Consider the following 18,885-nt stretch of genomic DNA (forward strand, 5'->3'; position numbering starts at 1 on the left):
TTTATCACTTTATCACCCTATCACCTTACCACTCTTTTCCTTCTTTTCTTTTCCGTTATGGCATCGGTTTCAAACCTTCCCAACGGACATCCCATGTTCCGTCCTGCGGGAAGCCCGGATTCTTCACCTGGCAACCATCCCAACCGGCACACATCAGCGCTACGGCAGTCAGCAAGCCTCCATTACCGGGCAGGTAACAGCGCAGACGGCCATCCTGATAGTTATGTCCATTCTGTAAATATGTATTCGTGCGCTTATCCATCAGCAGGGCACCGACAGCTTTTTCCGGTTCGCCCAGACGAGTGGCATTCATGGCGGTCATCGGATAATCCCATCCCCAGGTCTTACCCCAGTTCCAGTTGTCCCACACCCAGTGCAGGGTATTCTTCATGTAGTCGTCACGGATGAGCTTATTCATCGGAAGGATACCTACAGACCCCAATACAGCCATGTGATCGCTAGTAAAACGAATATCTTTGTATGTATCAACAGCATCTTCGGAAGCAAGGTAAAGATGATCCTCATTATAGGCAAGCGGAGAAAGTTTATCAATCATCTCATCCCACTCCAGGTTACGCTTCTCTCCGGCACGCTCGCGCCACTTCTGCGCGGTCTGCATGGCAAAGTGCCAGTAAGACAACTCGAAAGGCGGGTTGATGGTAGTAGCTGCACGCAGCGTCTCTTGTGCAGGGATAGCTCCCTTCAGAATGAAACGTCCGTGAAACTCATCATAAGTTGCAAAAGCATACATGAACTCGGCAGTTTCCTGTACCAGGCGATTGTATTTCTTAATCACTTCATCCGAAGGATTGGCACGGTAGACTAGCTCTGCCAGATAGATAAAGTGCGGTTGTTGCCAGATCAGGAAAGAACCTACATTTGAGGGAGCTTCCGTACCACTGGGGTCGGTCATTTTCATCCAGCGTACACCGGGGAACCCTTGACGACGGGCTATTTCACGGGCAACAGGCTCTACTGTTTCGTACCAACCCAGTGTACGGTCCAGCAGATTGGCATGTCCCCAAAGAGGTTGCCATGCCTGATGCCACCAGATCATTTCGAGATGGAATTTACCAAACCAAGAGTTATAAGTCAAACCTGTTTCCTGCGGAGGTACACTTCCAGCCGACTGGATAGCAAGCAGATACTGACTCAACAATACGCGACGTTCCAATTCCGGGGCACGCGGATCCGTGCAATGAGAGAAGTCGACGGCAGCACCATTCTTCCAGAAATCCGTCCAGTATGTGGCACTGGCGGCAGCGGTTTCGGTGAAAGCGGGCAATGCTTTGTCATCGGCATAGACAGCAGGTTCACTTTCGAATATGGTTCCCTGAAAGTTCGGTGTAAACAGGCAGGAAAAGGCCAGCATATCTTCTTCGGGGGTCAGTACGAAATAGTTCTTCGACTTCTCGGCCAGACGGGCCTTACCTTCCCAACGGAGGGTTACGTAATAAGTTGTTTCGTCAAGCACACGCTTCAATAAAGCACTTTGAGCATCCTGACGAACGATAGTTGTGGAATGTTTGTCGTTCGCATTCCAATTGCAGGCATCATCGGCATGTCCGCCTGTAGGATAAGGAAAACGCAGATTAACACCCGCATGCGCACGACTGGTAACACAAGCAGAAATCATATCCTGGTTAGGATGGCAGACTGTCTGCACATCGAAAGCATTGCCATTCAACATGAAGTGGCTGGTGATTTCACCTTTCCACATATTCAGTGTCTGCTGAATCTCAGTAATATCAGAAGCTTTCACTCCCTCGCCCAGTTCGAGGCCTATAATGCCCAGATGCAGGCGATGCGGATTCATACGAAACCAATCGGAAGATTCTTTCTGGCGGCCCGGTTCCTTGAACTGGCAGGCATAGAGTTCTTCGTGACCACGACCGAAATCAAAGGCTTTCAGTGTTTCCTCATGCTTATATCCTTTAGGATTGGCAAATGAATGCCAGCCCCACTGACTCTGTGTGCCCAAGGGTACACCTTTACTATACATGGCCGGAAATGTCTGCAAACCGGTAGCATCTACCGTGAACGCAAATTCACCGTTGCCGACACTAAGCGAAGCCAACGAATCGAATGAGGATACTTGGGGATTGTTACGGGCCACCAATGCTTCACGGTCTATCGGAGCTTGTTTCTCCGAACCACAAGCCGTCAGCACGAAAGCGGCAAGAAGGGAATAAAATACTTTTCTCATGGTATTCTTTATAACAGATAGTTAGATTAATAGCTGGGCACAAAGATAGTAGTTCCTAAGGTGGAGGACTATATATAGTTTGTCAGAAATGATAAGGTAAATGATAATTTACCAGCGTAGCGCTGGAGCAAGGTTCTCCTTCGGCGTGCAAGTAATCTTTCAGACACGGATGACACGGATGACGCGGATTCTTTTTTCCTTCGGTGTGATATGCCGGTATGTATAGCGCAGCTTTAAAAATCCGCGTCATCCGTGTCATCCGCGTCTAAAAGATTAAAGTCCGCGTTCGTCCGCCTTATCCGCGTAGTCCGCGTACCCATTCCATCTCCGCTAAATTATCATTTACTTGAAGTCAAACATCAGATTGAGGCGTAACCCCTCATCCCCCTTCTTGATACGGATAATTCCCGGCTGGCTCTGTGGCCCGTGCTGACTAATAGGTTTGAAGCTACGGATAGCAGGTATATCGAGCAGGAAGGAAATATCTCCGGCAGGGAAGTCGGGCATGGTGTTCAAGCCATCCTGACGTCCGTGAGGTTCTTCGGGAGTGAATACCCGAAGGAAGATTCCGTCACTTGCCGCATAAACCGTAAATGGAGCGGTAGGACTTTGCAAAGTTGCCCAGTAGAGATTGGCATGATAGCCCTTGAACTCCGGATAAACCAGACGTTCGGTACTTTCACCGGTGATTGTATTATTATAATCTTTCTGCCAGATACCATAATTTGCCCCCGGAATACGATTCTTCCATACACGATATGGACCGCGTCCCATCCAACGCATACCGGAACACTCGGACTCAGGATAAGAGAAGGTAAGGCCAAGATTCAGCACTTCGGTGTCCGTGAAAGCATCGTCGAAGCCACCACCACCGGAAGCTCGGTTCAGTAACACAGCATCCATCGAGAGCAATCCGTCCGGCGTCAGACGCCAAACAATAGAGTCTGCCGCACCACGATAACGGGCACAAAGAACCGCATCTCCATTTTCTGTACGAGCAGACAGATCAGCCAACACCATCTTCATCCCAACAGCAACAGGACCATCTTTCAACGGAATGATTCGTCCGTCAGCATTCCTCGTCACAGAAGTGATAGTGGCATCGCTCTTTCGGAAAGAGACAGTGATGGCAGAAGAATGCAATGTAATCAGAGTATCAGTTTCCTCAACATGACAATTACTTACAGTTATATTCTGTGAGTCTGTACTTACTGATGTACTTTGTGAACCGGATGGATGGGCATCTGCCCCCTTCGGCTGTAACTCACCTTTCAGATAGTCTTTCGCGTAATGTATCGGGAATGTACGTGTACAGACACTCTCACCATCTGCTCCGTATGCTTCAAGTTCCAGAATGTCTCCGTTGAAGAAATTATCCGGCAGATCGATGCGTGCAAATCCTGTTTCTCCGGGAACTAATGATGGTAACTGCACCCTTCCACTGTCCAGCACCTGACGCCATGCCTGTGCACCTCCGTCAGCGACTGTCACAACTTCCCCTTCTCCATCACTATTCAGTGGTGACGTGCAATGAAGCACGCGCCAGCGCATGGAGCATGCACCTAGGTTTGTAAACAGATATCTGTTCGATACCCGGAAATCCCCACGGAACGAAGGAGTAATCATTAATGGTTCTACGTGTATCGGCGACCAGACTTCACGAACTGAATAATAGCTGCCCTCTTTTTCCCGGAAAGGCCCCAGAATACCATCCGGTGCATTATAATCTTCACTATCCAGTGCCCCGCCGCGGTCTGAACGACACACTGCCTCATCACTATATGCCCACATGAAACCTCCGGCAAAGAGCGGATGAGCGGTGTAGCGTGCCCAGAAATCTTCCAGTCCGGCACCATGCCCCTGGTCGTACTGGCCGTGCATGAACTCGGCAGGCATAAAGACTTTATAGCCATTGGTGAAACGGGCCACTCCTGTAAGATAAGCGGGATAGTGATGGGTATCCAGTTCGTCAAAGTCCGCCCAGGGATGGATGACATGACGTTTCTGGGGATCGTATGTACGGAACAGGCTGTCGATGGCAGTATTCCATCCGCCTTCATTGCCATTGCTCCACAACACGATACATGGATGATTCACATCGCGCGTCAGCATTTCGCGGACAAGCCGGGTGCCGGTCGGGGTATCGTAAGCATTCTGCCAGCCTGCCAGTTCATCGATATAAAGCAAGCCCAGCGAGTCGCAGGCATCGAGGAAATGCTCATCGGGCGGATAATGAGAACGGACGGCGTTCATATTCATTTCTTTGATAAGCTTCACGTCCTCTATGCTGAGTTCTTTATTTGTGGTTCGTCCGCCATCGGGATGGAAAGAGTGGCGGTTGATTCCCTTCATAACCAGCTTGGTACCGTTCAGGTAGAGTCCGTCGCGGGGGCGGAAATCAATGGTGCGGAAGCCTATGCGCGTATCCATGGAATGAATGATGTTTCCTTCCTTACCGAACAAAGAGACTGTAAGCCGATAGAGTACAGGAGACTCAGGAGTCCATGGAGAAATACCATCAAAATGAGCGGTCAACAGCTGAACAGGTTCTTTAGTAACCTTCACGGGGCGGTGTTCGGCATCTTTTGCAGATATCGGTGCCACTTCCATAGAGAGGCTTTCTTCTCCGGTAGTACCTTGTAGATGTACTTCAACTTTCAGTTCCCCATCCGCACGGGCGTCCACAGCCAGACGTTCTATATGTGTTGCCGGTTTTGCTTCCAGCCATACCGGGCGGTATATTCCACCGAACAGCCACCAGTCTGCTTTACGTTCGGCGGCATTTACTGTACGGTTATCGGAATGTTTCTTCACCCGTACTTCTATTTGGTTGGAACTTCCGTATTTCAGCAATTCCGTTACGTCATAAGAGAAGCGATAGAAACCGCCCTGATGCACCGGTCCTGCCGATTGCCCGTTGATGAGAACCTCGGTATCGGTCATTACACCGTCAAACCAGAGACGTATGTTCTGTCCCTGCCAGTTGCGGGGTATGCGGAAAGAACGTTTGTATGTACCTTCTTCCATCGAAGGGTTCTTCACGCCCGGCTTTTTATACCAGCGGCCGTAGGTGTATTCGCCGAAGCCTTGCAATTCCCATTGTGAGGGGACTTCTATTTTACTCCAGTGTCCGCTGTTCCGGCCTTCGGAGACGCGGAATTGCCAGGTCACCGTGTTGCCCAGCCCGGTGCCGGAAAGATATTGGCGTTCTGCCTTCTGGGCTTGTACAACCCAAGTGGTCAGTAAGAAAAGGATGGTTCCGAGAAAGTGCTTCCTGCTCATAGTATTTGGCTTTATTATTCGATTTTACAAAGGAAGGCATTCTCAGGCAAACAGGAAATAAATAGAATGATTTTCTGGCTGTACAAAATGATGTAAGCTATATAAGCTTCTTCTCACCACAGAGGACACAGAGAACGCAGAGTTTTTAGACTTCTAATTCAGAGATAATTATAACCTCTGTGCTCTCTGTGTCCTCTGTGGTGAAATAATTCCTTTCTATACTATTTTAAAAATAATTCCCCATATCTTCTTATTTACTATATATATTCCTTACCTTTGTCATATGGGTGACTGACCGTTCATCTTTTATCCTGATGATGACCTTATACATATATAGATGAAAACCAAAAGTATTTACAGATATTTATGCTTCGACACCATCGCTTTACAGATGAAATTTCCCTAGTTAAATAGGCGTTAACTCCCCAGTTGGGGAGTAACGCATTCCCCAACTGGGGAACAACGCACTCCCCAACTGGGGAATAACGCACTCCCCAACTGGGGAGTTAACACCCCCCTAAAATGGGAGGTACTACCCCCTCTACAATACGCTGTAGCGTGGGTCAGTAAAATTCGGCTTGTTCAGTCGCTGAAATCGGAAGATAGAGAAAAAGAAGAGAAATATAAAAAGAGAGGCATACATAATTATCAACAATCAGCCGATCGCCAATAAAACCTTCATAAGATGGCATGACGAAAGACTACTTTAAAAACAAGAGAATATATGATAAAGATTAATCTTATAAAGAGAGTTAACCATTTAAAAAAGGATAAACCTGCCAAATGGTATGGAGTCTCTAATACAGGCAAAGCGGAAAATACCTATGTCGTTACCCGTAATGCCTCTGAAAATACATCGACTGCACCTACTGAAATGGATTCATCCATTGAGTTGTTCTTCAGAGAAGCTATAAAGGAGTTATTAAATGGAAATTCTGTACGCGCAGGCCGGTACGGAAACTTCCGCATCGCTTTCAGAAGCGAGGGTGTGGAAGATATCAATGAGTTTAATGCGAACTCAATGATTAAGGATGCCCGTATCGTGTTTCAACCCAGTAAACTTTTCCGTTCGGAAGTTATCAATAAGCTTCAGTTTACAGTGAACTGTGTAACTGAAGATGAAGTGAAATATGCTTCCCTTTCCGACTATCGCCGTGCCAAAGGAATCAGTGGAGGTGGCTCCGGTTCCGACAAGCCTTCGGGCGGAGATAGCGGTGGCGGATTGGATGAAAATCCTCTTGGATAATCATCCATCCGCATATCTAGTTTCCTAACGTATTGCTTCTCTTTTTATTTTTCGCTTCTTTAATCGACGTATCCACAAGTAATATCCTGTTAATGGAAGACTTGCACCTACCAAGGCGGCAATAAACGTCAATATTCTTGTCAGCATACCTCCCCAACTGCCCACGTGCACGGAGTAAATCCATCCACGGATTTTACCGGAGTTATCCAGATCCTTATAGAGCGTTGTTTCGGTAATCTCGCCATTACGTGGATTAAACTTATAACGGTCTGTTCCCCGCTGGTTGCCGAAACGAGGGAGAGCAACACTGGCAGAACCATCGGATACGCTGATTAGTTTGTAGTCCGGATTTGCCTCGGCCAACTGTTCGTATATCTGTTGCCAATTAGTATAAGGAGAGTGTTTCCTTCCTTCCCGACTTTCGGAATGTTCTCCCCTGCCTTCAGGCTTTTCACCTCTATTCCAGGGTCTTCCACTTCTGCCTTCGGGACTCTTCTCCCGTTTACCGCCTTTGGCCGTCGCATTGGCTGCCGCATTTCCATGCCCCATACCGGGCTGCACTTCCACGCCAAAGGTTTTATAAAATCCTGTCCTGTACCACTGGAAAGACCATGTTAATCCTGTAAGAGACATAGCGAGCAAGAAGACAAGTGCATACATTCCGCCTGCCACATGCAAGTCGTACCAAAAACGACGCCAACCTTTATTCGCTACAATCTTCAGACTGTTCTTCAATGCCTTGCGCGTACGCGGCCACCAAACGACTACACCCGATATCAGTACAAACACGAACATCAACGTACTGGTACCGACAATCATCTTCCCCCAGAAGATGCCGCCATCCTGCTTCATGCTGTCCAGCAACCAACGGTGCATCCGGAACATAAAGTTGAAAAAGGGCGCTCGTTCATATTTACCCATAATCTCACCCGTATACTGATCCACATACATAGATGCACGACGGGGTTTGGAAAGCGTGACCTGGTAAGCCCGTTCAGGATCAGACGAAATATTAACGCCGGTCACTGATACGCTATCGGGCAAGGTTGCCGCTACTTTAGTCATCAATTGCTCCATGGGTAGCGGAGCAGCCTCAACCTTTTTCACAAAGTAGAGCTCGCGATGGCAAAGTTCCATCACTTCTTTCTCGAATACCAGTGCCGCACCCGAAAAGCAGATCAACGTGATCAGTATTCCGAAAGGAACGGAAAGCCATAAGTGTATATTACGGAATATCTTTCTCATTATGTCAGTTTATGAAGCTCGGAAAAAGAGCCTGCCCGGCACATACTAGCAGGCTCTTTATCCCTAATTATAATCAATGAATGGTTTTGCGTTTATTTAGTAGGTGTCAACCGGCCCACACCGCTGATCTGAGTAGCTTCAATGGTAACTCCCTTCGTTGCAGTGGCGCTCGATGGATTGATCTTGTAGATGGCAGGATACCCCTCGGTTGTCGTTACAGTCAGATAAACATTGCCATTTTCGGTATAAGGCGCGTTGCCGAAACCGGAAATCAAATTAGTCTCAGGCAAGCCGGTTACATAAGTCAGCTTCTTGTCGCCTGCCTTGAAGATGGCCAGTTGATTCGCAGTAAAATCATCTTCAGTCAAAGGACGGTCATACATCAACATAAGGAAGTAGTCACCCGTAATGTGCCAGCAACGGAGGAATGATTTTCCGTCACTTTGAGCTTCCAGATCACAATAGTAATCGTCAAAGTCTTCCGTGCCGTTAGGAATACGTACTACACCGGCAGGCAGAGTGGTCTGTTGGCGTGCATCGTCCATCGTCTTGGCATAACTGGGAGAGAAAACGTAGACGTCACCGTTATCTGCTTCCCAGATTGTCTGGTAATACTGAGATCTATTGCGCCCGCAAGCATAGCTGATCCGGTCTGTACTGATCAGTTTCTTGCTGGTAAGAGTCTCATCATCGAAGATGGCTACCCAACACTCATTGGGATATTGTGTCCATTGCAACTCGCCTTTCTTATAGCTGCTGCTGTTTGAGCCACCGTCTTCCGTCTTTATCAGGTCTTGATTACCCGGCAACACCCACTCGCCATTATTGTACGCTGCACCATACTGGCTCAGCCCCATCGGAACAGCTGCGCTGTAAATCTTGTTGCCGTGTTGTAAAATACCTGCCAGCGTCACAAACTCACCATTTCCCAGGAAATTCTCTGAGAGATAGGCCTTGTTTTGAGTGTCATTGGTCTTATAAGTTTCGGCCTCTACATCCAGATAAGAAAGCAGGAATGTCTTAGGTAAGTAACCATTATCATCGGCATACCCGGTATATCCGTCACCTGTAGAAGAAGTGATGATATATCCCCCGTAAATACCATAGCTGGTGAACCGCTTCACTGCATACTCGCCCGAGCGTGCCACCATTTCGTAATTTGAGTTCATGACGAATGAACGGGTAGTACCGGCATTACCCTGATTGTAGGTCAAACCATACAGATATTGATCTTTATAAAAGATCCATTGTGACGCACCGTCATTCACAAGGCCATTATTTATGGCGGAAACCGTTCCTTTATCCAATGTTTCGGAAGTCAATAGAACGTTCGTAGTATTTCCCGAAGCTGTAACCGAGGATGCTATCACATACTCGCCTCTACCTTCAGTGCCACCACCAAGGCTCGGTTCATTGTCAGTACACGCTGTCAGCGCCAGTCCGGTTATTGCTGTTGCAAAAAGTCCGGTTAAAAAGTTCTTCTTCTTCATCTTGCTTTTACCTTTAATATTAATCTAAATTTATACTATAATTTCACCACAGAGGACACAGAGGACGCAGAGTTTTTAGATTTCTAATTCAGAGATAATTATAATCTCTGTGTCCTCTGTGCCCTCTGTGGTGAAATAGTTCCTTTCTTATCGGATCAATCATCTTTAATTTCCAAAGTATACCCTCACTTTCCCGTAGAATGCCCGTCCGGGCTTCTGAAGACTGAAGTTGTCATACAGTTTCTCGTCCGTGAAGTTGCGGCATTCAAACGATAAATTATACCGTCCGTTGCGCAGGCTATAAGAAAGCGCCAGATTGTGCGAGAACTGATTAGGTACCACATAATCGTCCTTATTCGATCCGATATTAGATGAATAATAAGTAAAACTATGCAGATACTGGTTGTCGTAGGAAACCGTCAGTGTATTACCCTTCTTCCAAAGGTTGCGCCAATAGAACGTCACATCCGAATCGGCAAACATATACGGCAGATTGGGCATACGCTCCTTATAGGCAAGATTGGCCGCACTGCTGGAGATCGAGGTCTTCATGTTGTCACGCACGTTCATCTGCGTAAAGTTTCCTCCAACACTCAGCCATCTTCCGAAACCATATCGGGCGGAAACATTAAAGCCTTTCGTCAACACCTTACCATAATTTATATAGGTAGCAGCTGATTTACCTCCGCTCAGGTCAGCAATGTTACGCTGAATATAGTCTTTTGTATTACGGTATATCAGGCCTCCTTCCACATATACGGAGTGTTTCCCGAATGTCCGGGTATAGCTGAGGTTAAGGTTCAGGTTGTCGCTATTCTCAGGCTTAATGCCGATATCTCCCATTTCCAGGTCTTCATCACCGAACATTTCTTCAATAGTAGGCAGTCGGTAGGCTTTCTCATAGGACAATTTGGCCTGAAGGCCGGGCAATATGAAATAGGTTCCGGCTGCACCATAGCCCATGGAACTCACATCACGGGTAGTGCGCACATACTCACTCTGATTACTGGATGTAGCCATCGGCCCTCCTACAAACTGGTGATAATATTTGCCGAATACGGAGAAGTTCCAGTTTTCAGACGGCATCAGGCGATAGGACAGGCCGGAAATATTCTTGCGGGTCTCCTTAGCGATAGCCTCTTTTTGCTCTTCCTTGGCAAGCAGCGAGGTGTTGGAACGGTGGAAAGCATTCAGTACATGATTGAAAGTCAACATTTGCGCCTTATCAATGCGGTAGTTCACGGTCAGCGTACCGTTCCAGTTGTTATTGTCCGCCCGTGAATGTTGGTAAGACTGTTCACCGGGAGAGTTCAACAGGGCCTTCTGCCCATACCAATTGTATTTGTATGAAGCAGTATCCACATTGGTAGTTTCATTCTTATTGTAATTGACGGTCAGTGCCATATCCAGACCTTTAGTGAGCAGGTCACGCTTGCTATATTCCAATGAAGGCATCAGTGAATGGCCTTTACGATGCTTCTGACCGTATACGATTTCCTGGCGGACACCGGTCTGTATATCCTTATACATGTGCGAATAGGTGAAACCCAACAACAAACGATCCGCCCACGACTTATCTATAAAACCAATCTTTCCGATAATGGCTTCATTATGATATGTATCGTTGAAGCGCTTTACACGTACCTTCTTATCCCTGTCAATTCTGCCGGTTTCGAAGTCTTCTACCGGTGCCTCTACATGATAGTCGTTATCTGAATAATTCTGGAAAGCATTGATTTCATACGTAAAACCATTCTTAAAGGTTTGTCCGAAGTTGACGTATGATTTATGTGTATTAAATGAGCCATAAGAATAGGAGGCATCCAGAAACCAGCGTCGACGTTTCTTGTTGGTTACAATATTGATGACCCCACCGATGGCATCGGTACCGAATCCCACAGGTACTACTCCTTTATAGACCTCAATCCGATCGGCAAAGTTCACAGGAATATTATTCAGCCCGAAAGAGTTTCCTACGCCTTCCTGCGGTACACCGTCAATGAATACCTTGACGTGCTTTCCACTGAATCCATCCAGCATGAGTTGCATATCCGAACCTACACCACCCGATTCACGAAGTTTCATACCCGGTGCCTTGGTTAAGGCATCACTCAGATTCTTAGTAGTGTTCTGTAACTCTTTCGTATCGACAGCCACTGCATTAAAGGCTGATCTCTTCAAGCGGGTTACTCCTGTAGAAACAATGGTCACTTCGTCCAACTGCTGTGTCTCGGGAGTAATCGTGAGGTTCTGTTTCGCGCGCTCCCCTGCAATCAGCTTCACTTGTTTCTCTACTGTCTTATAGCCGATGGCAGACACTACCAGGGTATAATTGCCTGCGGGAGCCTTTATATGATAGATACCTTCTTGGTTGGTAGTACCTCCATAGCTGGTTCCTTTCAAGTAGACAGTCGCAAAATCAACGATTTCCTTCTCGGTAGACAGTATCTTGCCGGAAATCATAGTCCCGCCTTGTGAATAGACTGATAATGAAGAAAATAATAAGACAATAAATAAGGTAAGTCCTTCTATATTTGCTTTCAATTTACAAAGAGTTTTATGCAGTTAATAAATCACTGCAAAAGTCTCTATAAATTGAAAGCAAAACAATCGCTATATGCAGGTAAATATCTTGCCGGAGTATTCGATAGGAGTATACGCCGCAATCGCTATTAATAGGTATATTACATTTACCGGCACAAACTATTCAGATAAACTTCAATATTAGTATAGTTCTCATTCAATGTATAAGCAGATGCATCCGAAGCACTTCTCGGATTTAAGCCATGCTTACTTTCCCAATCATCGGGCATGCCGTCTCCATCACTGTCCTTCAATGCTTTCCCAGCTTTTAATACAGGCCAACCGCCTACATCTTCCTGTGAGTTGATAATACCATTTGTACCGAATGTACCAAGCCCCTCTCTTACTTGACGTAAGACCTCACGATCATAGCTATCCTGCGAGAAACTACATCCCACAGATTCCAAAATCCGCTGATAAGCAACAACAGGTGTATCTTCATGGATCGGTTCACTCGGGAAAGGAGAACCGACCAAACAGGATGCACATTCTTCACCCGAAGCCGGAATAGCTTCGGGAGAAATCCCAGAATCCGGTCCGGCACTTTTTCTGCCAGGGATATAGCATTTTCCGGCACAATCAGTTATAGCACTGTGATTATCATGTGTCACAGCATCATCACCTGCCATCACGTTACCGGCCACATAATAACGCCCTGTCCCATCCTCTGCAACATCAAGCAAACGATGATGCTGTGAAGCCGGTCCTGGTTTATAATAGTTATTCACCATGTTAATCTCAGCATGATGCCCACCTCCATAAGCGGTCTTGAATCCCCAATTATACACCACATTATTACGGTAATCCACCCATTTCGTACCATCTACAGAGGAGAAACGAGGATTGCGGCTCGCATGATTTGCCAGCAGATTGTGATGGAAAGTAGCCTTATATCCTCCCCAAATACCTCCAAAGCCATGGCTTCCTTTTGTATGAACCGAAGTGTTCAGACTATGGGCAACCAAGCACCATTGTACGGTAAGGTTCTCGGTTTTATAAATAGAGAGACACTCATCAATGCTCCAACTAACAGAGAGATGGTCGAGAATCACATTCTTCTGTCCGTAACGTCCACCTCCCATACCGTCACTGTCCAAACGGTATCGATCGCCCACACGTACACGGATATAACGTATGATAACATTACTGGCATTCACCACTAACGGATAATCCTTTAGACAAATACCGTCACCCGGTGCAGATTGTCCTGCGATAGTAATACTATCATTATTTATACGAAGCGGAGACTTTAACTCAATGGTTCCATCCACGGCAAAGACCACTATACGAGCACCGGTTTGCTCCACTGCATCGCGGAAACTGCCTTCCCCACTGTCATTCAGATTAGTCACGGTAAGTACACGACCACCACGGCCGCCAACAGTCCATTTTCCATACCCCTCAGCTCCGGGAAAAGCTATTTGTTGCGCTTGCATACAAGTAACTGCAAAAAGCAGGCAAGTGATAAGAAAAGTATTCTTCATGATTGCACTATTTTACTGTTTTGATTTTGTATTCTGAAACGTAGATTGTCATTCAATAAAAGTATGCTACTGAAGAAAAAGGCGGTACCTCTCTCAAGAGATCCGCCTTTTCCTATTTCAAAGCATTTATTAATAACACGGATGCTGCTGACCGGCAAGTCCCGGATTCACATCAATAATATTCGTAGTATTGAATGGCAGTATCTCCACCATATTCTTTTTCATACCATAAAAGACACCGGTCTTACCCGTAATCCATGCATTATTAGCAGAAAGTCCCTCAACGTCTTCCACACAAAGGTTTCCTTTCTGTTTAATAGAATTAACACTGAACATGTTCAGAATCGTATATTCCACTTCTTCCACCTTCTTTGCATCAGCCGGCACATCTTCTTTCTTAAAATAAACCTTTCCATCCGCTTCAAAGAAGTTGGTCTTCAAGGCACCTTTAGAACCAGAATTTAATGTATGCAAAGTAGTCAATGCATCTTCAGAGAGTCCCATATTCACCAAATCCTGTTCAGTCATTGAGATGTAAGGCAAGGCTATCGTCGGATCTGCAAAAGACGGCGTTGAAGCCAGCTTATAAGCACGATATACATCCACATCAGCATATCTGCCCTCACGCTTGGCCAATTGAACCAACTTTTCCTTTTCAGCCGTCAGATAATCAACTAATATACCCCAACGAGCCAAATCACTTTTGCGAAGTCCTTCATTGGATAACTCCAGTTTACGCTCCTGTATAATGTAATCCCTGAAATCTCCATAGTCGGAAGGGATCGTCCCCACTTTGGCAGCATCATTCCTGAATGCGCGCAGGCGTACATCTTCTACAGCCTTCTTGGCTTCGGAAGTGGCACCGTTGTTCAGTTCATTCAAAGCCTCAGCATACATCAGCAAGATATCAGAGTAGCGCAATATAGGCCAATTAAAATCCCGTTTACTATCAGAAGATCCTCTAACCTTTTTCCAGTTAATGCGATATTTACCTACTCCCATGCCAGCAAAAGTATTCATTTGGTAAGCGTTGTTACCGGTAGATAATTTAAGTCCATAATTACATACCGAAACATCACGCCGTTGATCGTCCTCTTCAAACTCAAAATAGAATGTCGGCATAGCTATCATCTGGCTACCACCCTTACCTAAACCTTCATTATCCGTACCGCTCGTAGGTATACCATTCGTATAACCGGTGCGGACATCCGGTCCATTAGTACTGTACCAACCATACTCAAGCATGGTCTCAGCATTATATTGCTGATTTCCCAAATCTCTGAAAACCTGGTCATAGTCTTCCAGCAATTTATTCTCTCCCTTAGTTATAACCGCTTTACAAGCATCCGCCGCTATCTGATAGAGTTCCTTTATACGAGCAGCATCACTACGTTGCGCAATCTTTAAAGAACTCTGAGTATACGGTACCGTATTCAGATCCCAACGTAAAGAATAACCGGCAGCATAGAGCGCAACACGAGCCAATATACCATATGCCGAATTCTTAGTAAAACGCTCGGGAGTAGCAACCATACCTTCACTTTTCCAAGGTAACAGCTCTATGGCACGCTGCAAATCTTCGATACAATTATCATAAATTATATCACGACTGACGCGCGAAGAAGAAAATGTAGTCAAATCGGCTGTCGGCACATTAGTGTAAGGCACATCGCCATAATAACGGACAATATTCCAATAGGCATAAGCCCTTATTGCCAAAGCCTCACCCAACAGTGCATCTACTTTTTTCTTCTCACTGTCACTGACACTCATTTCCGGAAGATTCTTGACGCACACATTAGCATATTCAATAGCCTTATACATATTAGTATAAGTAGAACTCAACATACTGGAAGTATTGGTATAGTCATAGTTGGCCACATTGTATTTGGAATTGGACTCTGTTGAAGCCGACTCATCCGTACCCATCAATAATTGATATCCCAATTCTTGAGTGTGCAACCATGAATAGCCACCCATCACAGCCATCTCTGCTCTTCCTACTGTTTCAAAAACAGTGGAACTATCCGCTTTTGATTCGGAAGGCATATCCAACCAGTCTTCACAAGAAGTAAAAACCAATAACATAGCTGCGGATACACCTAAAATATTTATTATCTTTTTCATATTCATTGTCTAATTTAGAATGTTAAGTTTACGCCTACTACCCAACTTTTGGAACGCGGGTAGGAAGAATTATCAATACCCGGTGTTAATGCACTGCTTGATGCGGACACTTCAGGGTCATACCCCGTATAATCGGTAAAAGTATGAATGTTATTCAAGGTACAATACACACGGGCATTACTGATTTTAGCGCGTTGCACTAATTTCTTTGGTAAAGTATATCCCAAGGTGATCGTATTTAAGCGTAAATAAGAGCCATCTTCCAAGTAATAACTACTGCGTTCACTAATGGCAGTCTTGTTATTCCCTGAAATATTCCACAAAGCATTACCATCATATTGGTGTGGATTCAGTGCAGCCAAACGAGCCAAATCAGAACTTTCTTTACCCGTTGAAGGATCAATCAATGTGAAACGGTTCTTCATTTTTTCAAGTGTATTCTGATTAGCCAGATACGGGCCAATAAAGCGCTGAGTACTCATGCTGAACACATCATTACCTACTACGAAATTCATGAAAATAGTCAAATCAAATCCTTTATAAGTAAAGGTATTGTTCCAACCTCCAGTGAAATTAGGAGCTGCATTTCCTATCACAGTACGGTCATTAGTACCCCATACCGGATTTCCATCTGCATCTACCTCACCAGCCGTCGGTCTATATTTAGCATCACCCGGCTTTACATTTTCACGATTAGAACCTTTCAAATAAGGAACACCTGCATTCAATGTATAGCCACCATCAGCATTCTGTGTAAAATCATCTGTCGTATAGATACCATCATAAATCAAACCAAAGAATTGTCCCAACGGTTTTCCTTTTTCAATTTTAAAACCCATACGAGATTCATACTCTGTTATGAAATTATCAGTTTCACCATCACCATAAATATCCAATACCTTTGAACGGTTGAAAGCAATATTGAAGTCCATTGTCCAAGTGAAATCCTTTGTACGAATATTAGTCGTATTCAAAACTAATTCTACACCACGATTACGGATAGAACCAATGTTCTGGAATTGATGGGTATAGCCAGTAGAAGTAGGTATTTGGTTCTTAATTAACAGATTGGAAGATTCATTGTTATACCAGTCTACTGACAGATTAACACGGCTATTAAGAATTGATATATCCAAACCGACATTGGTGGTAGTAGTTTTTTCCCACTTCAATTTCGGATTTCCAAGTGTTGTACCAGGCACAAGTGTTATGTAATCACTACCATTATAGCCATAATGACCTGAGCCATAATCTGTAGCATACATATTATTATCAACGTTATTATTACCAGAAGTACCATAACCTACACGCAATTTCAAGTTCTGGAAGAAATCAAAATCCTTCATAAAACCTTCTTCTGAAATTCGCCATGCTGCAGAAGCAGAAGGGAAGTAACCCCATTGTTGGCCACGGGCAAACTTAGAAGAACCGTCGGCACGTAATGTTCCTGTAAACAAATAACGGTCACTATAATTGTAAGAAAGACGGCCAAAGAGAGAGACAAGGCCAACTCTACTTTTCCCTGATTTCCACGTCTGCGGAGTACCCATACTGACATCATTCAAGCCAAAGTTGCCATCTGAGAATTTTCGGTATTCATTATCCAGATTCATAGATTCTTGATACCAGGTTTCCTGACCAAGCAGAACATTAAAACGATGGGCTTCTTTCACATTAAATGCATAATTCAATGTATTCGTAATCTGCCAAGAAAACTTTTCGCTGTTATTGCGATAACCATATCCATAAGGACTTTGATTGGACGAAGCTGTCTTCGTATTACCATTATCCCAATAATCTTTACGCACTTGCTGCCACATGTAACTTCCGGATGTACGGAAAGTCAAATCTTTCAATATATCTATTTCCAACCCGGCATTCACTGTTGCCATACGAGTATATTTCTCATTGGTTATAGATTGATTATTGATGATTGGATTATTAGCATCATAATTATCCCCACCATACATTTCAGAAAAGAGGTCAGCCAAATCAGAACCTAACAATTGTTCATTAGTCCACTTCACGCCACCTGTCACCGGTTGCAAAATTGTCTGTTTCAATGTACCGCCCAATGAACCTCCACCATCAATTTTTGTCATTTGTAAGCTGGAAGAAAAATCAAAACGTACACCTTTCCATAATTCATGATTAATCTTAGCACGGATACTATTCTTCTGATATCCATGTTTATCCATTATACCATCCTCACCCGTGTAGTTATAGCTCAACATATACTTAGTCTTCTCACTGCCACCACTGATATTCACATTGTGATTCTGTGTAATACCCGTATTACCGAACACCTCATCCTGCCAATCAATGCCGGCACGATTACCATACTCATTAGCAATACGACCGTATGCACCGGTATAGAAATCACCAGAATTAATATCTCCACCAAAAATATTCGAGAAGTTATCTTCATTGCCACGAAGTAACTGGAACTCATACTGATACTTTACATAGTCTTCAACTCCCATCAAATCCAGTTTCTTTCCTAATCGGTCAAAACTGACAAAACCATTATAAGAAACTTCGGTCTTACCTGCCTTACCGGATTTCGTAGTAATCAATATAACACCATTGGAACCACGAGCACCATAAATAGCCGTTGCAGAAGCATCCTTCATTACATCAATAGTTTCGATATCATTGATGTCTACATTCTGCAAACCATTTTCCATTTGGAAACCATCAACAATATAAAGTGGTTCTGTTCCTTGTGTGATAGATGTACCACCACGTACCGTAATATTAATATCAGCCCCCGGAGCACCACTTTGCTGTACGATATTCACACCTGCCGCTTTACCCGCCAATGCTTGTGCTGCAGTAGTCACAGGAGCGATAGCCAAATCCTTACTACCAACAGAAACAGAAGAACCAGTCAATTCTTTACGCTTCACCTTCGCATACCCAATAGCAACGACTTCTTCCAACATTACTGAAGATTCTTTGAGCGTAACTGCAAAATGGGTTTTGTTACCAATAAGAACAGTTTGATCTTCATAACCAATAAACGAAACCACCAATTCCTTAGCCGAAACAGGTACAGAGAGTTTGAAATTACCATCCATATCGGTAATAGTACCAATAGATTTGTCACCTTTCACCGTAACAGAAGCTCCGATCACCACGTCAATCGCATCGCGAACCGTACCGGTAAGCGTCTTGTTCTGGGCAAAAATGCTTAGAGGACAGCTTATTAACAGAAGCATT

At 44.8% G+C, this 18,885-nt stretch carries 9 protein-coding genes; 1 reads left to right on the top strand and 8 read right to left on the bottom strand.

From position 1 onward, the window contains the following. Positions 1–55: 55 nt before the first annotated feature. Both K6V21_RS02350 and K6V21_RS02355 read right to left on the bottom strand, forming a co-directional pair. Entirely contained in the window at positions 56–2,206 is a 2,151-nt protein-coding gene (locus tag K6V21_RS02350; RefSeq protein ID WP_224320740.1) for a hypothetical protein, read from the bottom strand. A 342-nt stretch (positions 2,207–2,548) separates the two neighbouring features. Further along, on the bottom strand, positions 2,549–5,488 hold the full coding sequence (locus tag K6V21_RS02355) for a glycoside hydrolase family 2 protein (RefSeq protein ID WP_224320741.1): 2,940 nt from the start codon (positions 5,486–5,488) through the stop codon (positions 2,549–2,551). A 724-nt stretch (positions 5,489–6,212) separates the two neighbouring features. Between K6V21_RS02355 and K6V21_RS02360 the strand changes: the two genes are divergently transcribed. Next, entirely contained in the window at positions 6,213–6,734 is a 522-nt protein-coding gene (locus tag K6V21_RS02360) for a hypothetical protein (RefSeq protein ID WP_224320742.1), read from the top strand. Between the two features lie 24 nt (positions 6,735–6,758). Here the strand turns inward: K6V21_RS02360 and K6V21_RS02365 are convergent, their stop codons facing one another. The 6 genes from K6V21_RS02365 to K6V21_RS02390 all read right to left on the bottom strand — a co-directional run bounded on the left by K6V21_RS02365 (position 6,759) and on the right by K6V21_RS02390 (position 18,884). Further along, positions 6,759–7,979: a PepSY-associated TM helix domain-containing protein gene (locus K6V21_RS02365; protein WP_224320743.1), complete on the bottom strand. Its 1,221-nt coding sequence runs from the start codon at positions 7,977–7,979 to the stop codon at positions 6,759–6,761. Between the two features lie 92 nt (positions 7,980–8,071). Continuing rightward, positions 8,072–9,469, bottom strand: coding sequence for a DUF4374 domain-containing protein (locus tag K6V21_RS02370; RefSeq protein WP_224320744.1), 1,398 nt, complete (start codon positions 9,467–9,469; stop codon positions 8,072–8,074). Positions 9,470–9,634: 165 nt separating this feature from the next. Then, on the bottom strand, positions 9,635–11,932 hold the full coding sequence (locus K6V21_RS02375; protein ID WP_224321989.1) for a TonB-dependent receptor: 2,298 nt from the start codon (positions 11,930–11,932) through the stop codon (positions 9,635–9,637). 227 nt (positions 11,933–12,159) lie between these two features. Further along, complete coding sequence (locus K6V21_RS02380; protein WP_224320745.1) at positions 12,160–13,536, bottom strand: polysaccharide lyase family 1 protein; 1,377 nt, start codon at positions 13,534–13,536, stop codon at positions 12,160–12,162. A 129-nt stretch (positions 13,537–13,665) separates the two neighbouring features. Then, positions 13,666–15,663 (bottom strand): RagB/SusD family nutrient uptake outer membrane protein, encoded by a 1,998-nt coding sequence (locus K6V21_RS02385; RefSeq protein WP_007217113.1) that lies wholly within the window; start codon positions 15,661–15,663, stop codon positions 13,666–13,668. 14 nt (positions 15,664–15,677) lie between these two features. Continuing rightward, positions 15,678–18,884 carry a SusC/RagA family TonB-linked outer membrane protein gene (locus K6V21_RS02390; RefSeq protein ID WP_224320746.1) on the bottom strand — a complete coding sequence of 1,069 codons (3,207 nt, stop codon included), beginning with the start codon at positions 18,882–18,884 and terminating at the stop codon, positions 15,678–15,680. Position 18,885: the final 1 nt, after the last annotated feature.

It is taken from the genome of Bacteroides cellulosilyticus (genome assembly GCF_020091405.1).
Lineage (GTDB): Bacteria > Bacteroidota > Bacteroidia > Bacteroidales > Bacteroidaceae > Bacteroides.

What these genes read in the sequence shown, in the direction of transcription:
- K6V21_RS02350 (WP_224320740.1), bottom strand. Translation starts at nt 2,206, where the DNA reads ATGAGAAAAGTATTTTATTCCCTTCTTGCCGCTTTCGTGCTGACGGCT.
- K6V21_RS02355 (WP_224320741.1), bottom strand. Translation starts at nt 5,488, where the DNA reads ATGAGCAGGAAGCACTTTCTCGGAACCATCCTTTTCTTACTGACCACT.
- K6V21_RS02360 (WP_224320742.1), top strand. Translation starts at nt 6,213, where the DNA reads ATGATAAAGATTAATCTTATAAAGAGAGTTAACCATTTAAAAAAGGAT.
- K6V21_RS02365 (WP_224320743.1), bottom strand. Translation starts at nt 7,979, where the DNA reads ATGAGAAAGATATTCCGTAATATACACTTATGGCTTTCCGTTCCTTTC.
- K6V21_RS02370 (WP_224320744.1), bottom strand. Translation starts at nt 9,469, where the DNA reads ATGAAGAAGAAGAACTTTTTAACCGGACTTTTTGCAACAGCAATAACC.
- K6V21_RS02375 (WP_224321989.1), bottom strand. Translation starts at nt 11,932, where the DNA reads ATGATTTCCGGCAAGATACTGTCTACCGAGAAGGAAATCGTTGATTTT.
- K6V21_RS02380 (WP_224320745.1), bottom strand. Translation starts at nt 13,536, where the DNA reads ATGAAGAATACTTTTCTTATCACTTGCCTGCTTTTTGCAGTTACTTGT.
- K6V21_RS02385 (WP_007217113.1), bottom strand. Translation starts at nt 15,663, where the DNA reads ATGAAAAAGATAATAAATATTTTAGGTGTATCCGCAGCTATGTTATTG.
- K6V21_RS02390 (WP_224320746.1), bottom strand. Translation starts at nt 18,884, where the DNA reads ATGCTTCTGTTAATAAGCTGTCCTCTAAGCATTTTTGCCCAGAACAAG.